At 64.8% G+C, this 6,364-nt stretch carries 6 protein-coding genes; 5 read left to right on the forward strand and 1 reads right to left on the reverse strand.

The features are described from left to right. The first annotated feature begins 81 nt into the window (after window positions 1-81). Window positions 82-1,389 (forward strand): ATPase, encoded by a 1,308-nt coding sequence (locus RA26_RS04440; RefSeq protein ID WP_039180521.1) that lies wholly within the window; start codon window positions 82-84, stop codon window positions 1,387-1,389. A gap of 45 nt (window positions 1,390-1,434) precedes the next feature. On the opposite strand, the gene RA26_RS04445 is transcribed toward RA26_RS04440, so the two are convergent. Next, the gene (locus tag RA26_RS04445) at window positions 1,435-2,205 is read right to left on the reverse strand and encodes a nuclear transport factor 2 family protein (RefSeq protein WP_039180523.1); all 771 of its coding nucleotides are present in this window, start codon (window positions 2,203-2,205) and stop codon (window positions 1,435-1,437) included. A 91-nt stretch (window positions 2,206-2,296) separates the two neighbouring features. Here RA26_RS04445 and RA26_RS04450 point away from each other — a divergent pair, with 91 nt between their 5' ends. The 4 genes from RA26_RS04450 (at window position 2,297) to RA26_RS04465 (ending at window position 6,303) form a co-directional block, all read left to right on the forward strand. Next, the gene (locus RA26_RS04450) at window positions 2,297-2,665 is read left to right on the forward strand and encodes a winged helix-turn-helix transcriptional regulator (RefSeq protein ID WP_039180526.1); all 369 of its coding nucleotides are present in this window, start codon (window positions 2,297-2,299) and stop codon (window positions 2,663-2,665) included. Between the two features lie 38 nt (window positions 2,666-2,703). Continuing rightward, window positions 2,704-5,130: a ligase-associated DNA damage response DEXH box helicase gene (locus RA26_RS04455; RefSeq protein ID WP_052272304.1), complete on the forward strand. Its 2,427-nt coding sequence runs from the start codon at window positions 2,704-2,706 to the stop codon at window positions 5,128-5,130. A 40-nt stretch (window positions 5,131-5,170) separates the two neighbouring features. Beyond that, entirely contained in the window at window positions 5,171-5,821 is a 651-nt protein-coding gene (pdeM, locus tag RA26_RS04460; protein ID WP_039180529.1) for a ligase-associated DNA damage response endonuclease PdeM, read from the forward strand. 74 nt (window positions 5,822-5,895) lie between these two features. Further along, window positions 5,896-6,303, forward strand: a complete 408-nt coding sequence (locus tag RA26_RS04465; protein WP_039180530.1) for a PaaI family thioesterase — start codon at window positions 5,896-5,898, stop codon at window positions 6,301-6,303. Window positions 6,304-6,364: the final 61 nt, after the last annotated feature.

Raw genomic sequence — 6,364 nt, forward strand, 5'->3', positions numbered from 1 at the left:
TGTTGCCACAGTCCTGAATAGTCTGTTTCCAGAAGCCCCCGTCTGCGGGGCCGGATACGGATATCAGGAACAGGCACCGCCATGAACATGCAAAACCTCGCCGTTGTGGCCCCGCCCGCCCCCAAGGGGCTGGAACAGATGCAGCTGCCGGTGGTGATGATGCGGGATATCCTGCTCAAGACCATCTTCCGCAAGAACGTGGAAAATGTGACCGAGATCGCCGAGGCGATCTGCCTGCCGTCCTCTGTCACCCAGGAGCTGGTGGACATGGCCCGCGAGCAGCGCCTGCTGGAGGCCACCGGCACGCTCAATGCCAACAGCGGCAACGAGATGGGTTACCAGCTGACCGATGCAGGCAAGTCACGCGCCCAGGATGCACTGAGCCAGTCGGAATATTTCGGCGCCATGCCGGTGCCGCTGGCGGTCTACCGCGAGCAGGTGAAGCGCCAATCGATCCGCAACATCCAGGTGACCCGGGACCAGCTGACCAATGCGATGGGCCATCTGGTGCTTCCGGACAGCCTGCTGGACCACCTCGGCCCCGCAGTCAGCGCCGGCCGCTCGATCCTGATGTACGGCCCGCCAGGCAACGGTAAGTCCTCGATCTCCAACGGTATCCGCGACGCGCTGGGGGATCATGTCTATGTGCCGCGCGCCATCGAATACGCGGGCCAGGTGATCACCGTCTATGACCCGATCGTTCACACCGCGGTCGAGCAGGAGCAGGAAGACCCCAACGCGCTGCGCCGCCGCCGCCGCTTTGACGAGCGTTACGTGATGTGCGAACGCCCCACCGTGATCACCGGCGGCGAGCTGTCGCTGAACATGCTGGACCTGGTCTACAACCCCACAGCGCGCACCTATCAGGCGCCGCTGCAGCTGAAGTCCACCGGCGGCATTTTCATCGTTGACGACCTTGGCCGTCAGGCAGAGCCGCCGCAGTCGCTGGTCAACCGCTGGATTGTTCCGCTGGAAGAAAGCAAGGACATCCTGGCGCTGCAATCGGGTGAGAAATTCGAGGTGCCTTTTGACACGCTGGTGATCTTCTCCACCAACTTCCACCCGAATGAGATCTTTGACCAGGCCGCCCTGCGCCGGATCTTCTTCAAGATCAAGATCGACGGGCCGAACCAGGAGAACTTCCTCAAGATCTTTGCCATGGTGGCGCGCAAGAAGGGCATGCCGCTGGACGAGGCCGCGCTGGTGCACCTCCTGAAGAAGAAATACCCGACGATCAACAACATCTACGCCAACTACCAGCCGGTGTTCCTGATCGACCAGATGATCTCCATCTGCGAGTTTGAGGGCATCCCCTACCAGATGTCGCCGGAGCTGATCGACCGGGCCTGGGCGAACATGTTCGTCAAGGACGAGCACATCGTGAAGTGATGCAAAAAAGGGCGGGATCAATCCCGCCCTTCTCGCTGACAACAGTCAGAACTTGCCGTTGTCGTGCGCCATCTCTGCCGGGATCGGGCTGACGGTATCCCAATGCTCGACGATCTTGCCGTCCTCGACCCGGAACAGATCAAAGAACGCCATCGGTGTTTCCCCCAGGCTGCCCTCTGAGGCGGCAAAGACAAAGTTCCCCTCGGCCACCACAATCGGCGTGCTGGTATAGGCCAGCGCCTGGCCGGTCTCAGCCAGATGCTGGATCATTCCGCCAAGGGCCTCCAGACCGTCGCCGATGTTCGGGTTATGCTGCAGATAGGTCTCAGTCGAGACGTAGCTGGTGATCTTCTCCGGCGCCTTGCCGTGCAGAACATCAGTGACAAAGCCCTGTACCAGCGCCTTGTTCTCTGCCGTCTTGTCCAGGTCGGTGATCTCCACCGTGCCGTCGGTCAATGTGCGGCCCGAGGCGTTCGGCGCGGCGGGCGGCTGCAGGTTGTCCCAATGCTCGGCCACCTTGCCGTCTTCGACCCGGAACACGTCAAAGGCCACCAGCGTCTCCCCGCCAAAAGCCTGGGCATTGCCGAATGTGCTGTGCAGTACCACCATGTCGCCCTCGGCAATCACCCGGTGGATCTCCATCGTGACGCCGCTTTCCTTCAGCGCCGGGATGAACCCGATAATGGGGGCAGCCCCGGTCGGCACCATCGGGTTATGCTGGATATAGCCCGGCGCCAGCAGCTGCTCTGCCGCCTCCGGATCGAATGAAGTGAAGATCGCCGCTACGGCATTCAGAACGAGGTCCTTGGCACTCATCGGATGTCCTTTCGAATCGCATTGTCGTGACATCCCAATGTGGTATTCTTTCCGCACCAGATATCAATTACGCACTATTTAGGAACCAGGTATGCTTCCAGTAACCGCCCTCTCCAAAGAACAAGCCGGGGACTGCCCGATCCGGCAGGTCCTGTCGCAGGTGACAGGCAAATGGCAGATGCTGATCGTGCTGGTGCTGGAGGACGGCGCGCTGCGGTTCGGCGCGCTGCGGCGCACCATCGGCGACGTGACCCAGCGGGTGCTGACCGAGAACCTGCGCAAGCTGGAGCGTGACGGCTATATCACCCGCAGCGTCGATCCCGGCCCGCCGGTGGCCGTTTCCTATGCGCTGACGCCCTTGGGGAAGGAGCTGCTGGAGCATATGAAATCCCTGACCATCTGGGCCGCCGGGCGGCATCAGCAGGTGCTGCAGGCGCGGACCGTTTATGACAGCAAATGACGTTGCAATGAGGTGCAAAGCCACCCAGATTCCACAGGATGAGTGAAACCGCCCCTGCCCTGCCCGAAGCGATCGAAGACTGGTTCGCCGCCCGCGGCTGGACCATCCACCCGCATCAGCACGCCATGCTGGCGCGGGCCGCGGCGCCCTGCACTCTGCTGATCGCCCCGACCGGCGGCGGCAAGACCATGGCGGGCTTCCTGCCAACACTGGCGGAACTGGCCGATGGAACCCACGACGGGCTGCACACGCTTTATATCTCACCGCTCAAGGCGCTGGCCGCGGATATCAAGCGCAACCTGCGCACGCCGGTTGAGGAGATCGGCCTGCCGATCCGCATTGATGACCGCACCGGCGACACGCCTGCATCCCGCAAGAAGCGCCAGCGGGCCGACCCGCCGCATATCCTGCTGACTACACCGGAGAGTCTGGCGCTGCTCACCTCTTACGAGGACGCTGCCCGTACCTTCAAAGGCCTCCGGCGGGTGGTGGTGGATGAGATCCATGCGCTGGCCGAAAGCAAGCGCGGCGACCAGCTGATTCTGGCGCTGGCGCGGCTGCAGACGCTGTGTCCGGACCTGCGCCGGGTGGGTCTTTCGGCCACGGTGGATGACCCGCAGGCCATCGCCAGCTACCTCGCCCGCCATCCGGACCCCTGCGATATCGTGCTGGCCGATCCCGGTCCCGCGCCGGACATCCGGATGCTGCAAACCGAGGAAGCCCCGCCCTGGGCCGGCGGCGGCGCGGCCTATGCGATCCCGGCGGTGATGGCGCAGATCAAGGCGCACAAGACCACGCTGATCTTCCACAACACCCGTGCCCAGGCCGAGATCTTCTTTCACAACCTCTGGCTCGCCAATGAGGACGCGCTGCCGATCGGCATCCACCACGGCTCGCTTGACCGGGTTCAGCGCGAGCGGGTGGAGGCGGCGATGGTCCGGGGAGAGCTGCGCGCCATCGTCTGCACCGGCTCGCTGGACCTCGGCATCGACTGGGGCGACGTGGACCTTGTGATCCAGATCGGGGCGCCCAAGAACGTGAAACGCCTGGTCCAGCGCATCGGCCGCGCCAACCACCGCTATAACGCGCCGTCCAAGGCCCTGCTGGTCCCCGCAAACCGGTTCGAGGTGGTCGAATGCCGGGCCGCACTGGAAGCGGTGCGCGAAAGTGATCTGGATGGCGCGCCGCGCGGGCCCGGTCCCCGTGACGTCCTCTGCCAGCACATCCTGATCGCCGCCTGCGCCGGCCCGTTTGATGCGGATGAACTCTATGCGGAGATGACCCAAGCCGGCGCCTATGCCGGTCTGAGCCGCGCCGCGTTTGACGCTTGCCTTACCTTCTGCGCCACCGGCGGCTACGCATTGAAGGCTTACGATCAGTGGCAGCGCCTGCTGCAGCGCCCGGACGGCAAGTGGCAGCTGCGCGACCCGCGCGCGGCGCAGCGCATCCGCATGAACCTCGGCACCATCCAGGACGCCGACCTGATCAAGGTCCGCCTGAAGCGCAGCCGCGGCGGCAAGCCCTTGGGCGAGGTGGAGGAGGCCTTTGCCGCCACCCTCACCCCCGGCGACACCTTCCTGATCGGCGGCCAGACCGTGCGCTACGAGGGCCTGCGTGAAATGACCGTCGAGGTCAGCCGCAACCCGGGGAGGAAGCCCAAGATCGCGGTGTTTTCCGGCACCAAATTCGCCACGTCCACCCAGCTCAGCGCCCGCATTCTGGCGATGTTCAAGCAGGACAGCTGGCCCGCCCTACCCCGGCACACGGCAGAGTGGCTGGACCTGCAGCGCGAGGTTTCCGAACTGCCGCGCGCCGGGCGGCTGCTGATCGAAAGCTTCCCGCACGACAGCCGCGAGCACATCTGCGTCTACGGCTTTGCCGGGCGCAATGCCCAGCAGACCCTGGGCCTGCTGCTGACCAAGCGGATGGAGGAACTGGGGCTTGATCCCCTCGGCTTTGTCGCCACCGACTACGCCACCCTGATCTGGGGCCTGCAAGAGGTCGCAGACCCTGCCCCGCTGTTCGAACCGGAGGCTTTGCGCGACGGGCTGGAGGGATGGCTGGCCGGCAATGCGGTGATGAAGCGCTCCTTCCGCGGTGCGGCCACCATCGCGGGCCTCATTGAACGCAACACGCCGGGCGCGCGCAAGAACGGGCGGCAGGCGACGTTCTCCTCTGACATCCTTTATGACACGCTGCGCAAGTACGATCCTGAACACCTGCTGATGGACATCACCCGCGAGGAGGCCTTGCGCGGGCTGGTGGACTTCGGCCGCATCGAGGAGATGCTGGAGCGGACCCGCGGCCGCATCACGCTCAGGCGGCTGGAGCGGATCTCTCCCCTCGCGGCGCCTTTGCTGCTGGAGGTTGGAAAGGTCCCGGTCAAGGGCGCGGCGGAGGAGAAACTGCTGCAGCAGGAGGCCGCGGCTCTGATGCGGCAATCCGGGCTGGACAAGCTGCAGTGATAACCCTTGCCTGCGCCTCCGTGACAGATAAACCCAAGCCATGACCGGATATGACTTCACCCTCGCTGGCGCCCGCCTCACTGCGCTTGGCAGCGGCGCGCTGTGGTGGGCAGAGCACCGCCTGCTCTGCGTCTCCGACCTTCATTTGGGAAAATCCGAACGCCTTGCCCGGCGCGGCGGCAGCGCCCTGCCGCCTTATGAGACGCGGGACACGCTCGCCCGCCTCGCTGAGCTGATAGCCAACCTGCAGCCGGACACGGTGGTTTGCCTCGGCGACAGTTTCGACGATGACGCCGCCTCGCGGGCTCTGCCGGATGCGGAGCAATCCCAGCTGGCCGCCCTGATACACAACCGCCGCTGGATCTGGATCACCGGCAACCACGATCCGGCGCCTGCGGACCTGAGCGGTGAACAGATGGCAGAGCTGCATCTTGCCCCCCTCACCTTCCGCCACATCGCCGATCCCTTGGCGACGGCAGAGGTCTCCGGCCACTACCACCCCAAGGCACGTGTGCGCAGCACCTCCCGCCCCTGCTTCCTGCTGGACCGGTCGCGGCTGATCCTGCCGGCCTTCGGCACCTATACCGGCGGCCTGCGCAGCACCGATCCCGCGCTCACCGCGCTGATGGCGGCAGATGCGCTGGCGATCTTGACCGGTGCGCAGGCGCTGGTGGTGCCAATGCCCCGCTAAGTGGCGCAGCGTCACAGGCCCATGGCGGCTGTGCCGCCTCTATGCTGGCACTCAGCAGCAGAAGGACAGATGTGATGGACGACCGCATCCGCAGCAGTTTCGCCAAACAAAGCATGATGCAGACCCTGGGCGCTGAAATCGAAAGCGTTGCACCGGGTGAAGTGGTGATCACCGCCCCGATCCTGCCCGGCAGCCGCCAGCAGCACGGTGTGGCCCATGCGGCGCTCAGCTTTGCCATCGGCGACACGGCAGCAGGCTATGCGGCGCTCACGATGATGCCTGAGAGCAGCGAAGTGATGACGGCGGAAATGAAGATCAACCTGCTGGCCCCGGGCGCCGGAGATTGTCTGCGCGCCACCGGCAAGGTCATCAAACCGGGCCGCAGGCTGGTGATCGTCACGGCAGAGGTCCACGCGGTGACAGGCCAAGAGGAAAAGCTGGTCGCCCTCCTGCAAGGCACCATGGTGCCCGTCTCCGCTTAGCCCCCCGCCATCCACTAGGACGAAAACACCCGCCGGAGGCGATCCGGCGGGAGTGTCATTT

It is taken from the genome of Leisingera sp. ANG-M7 (assembly GCF_000813965.1).
Classification (GTDB): domain Bacteria; phylum Pseudomonadota; class Alphaproteobacteria; order Rhodobacterales; family Rhodobacteraceae; genus Leisingera.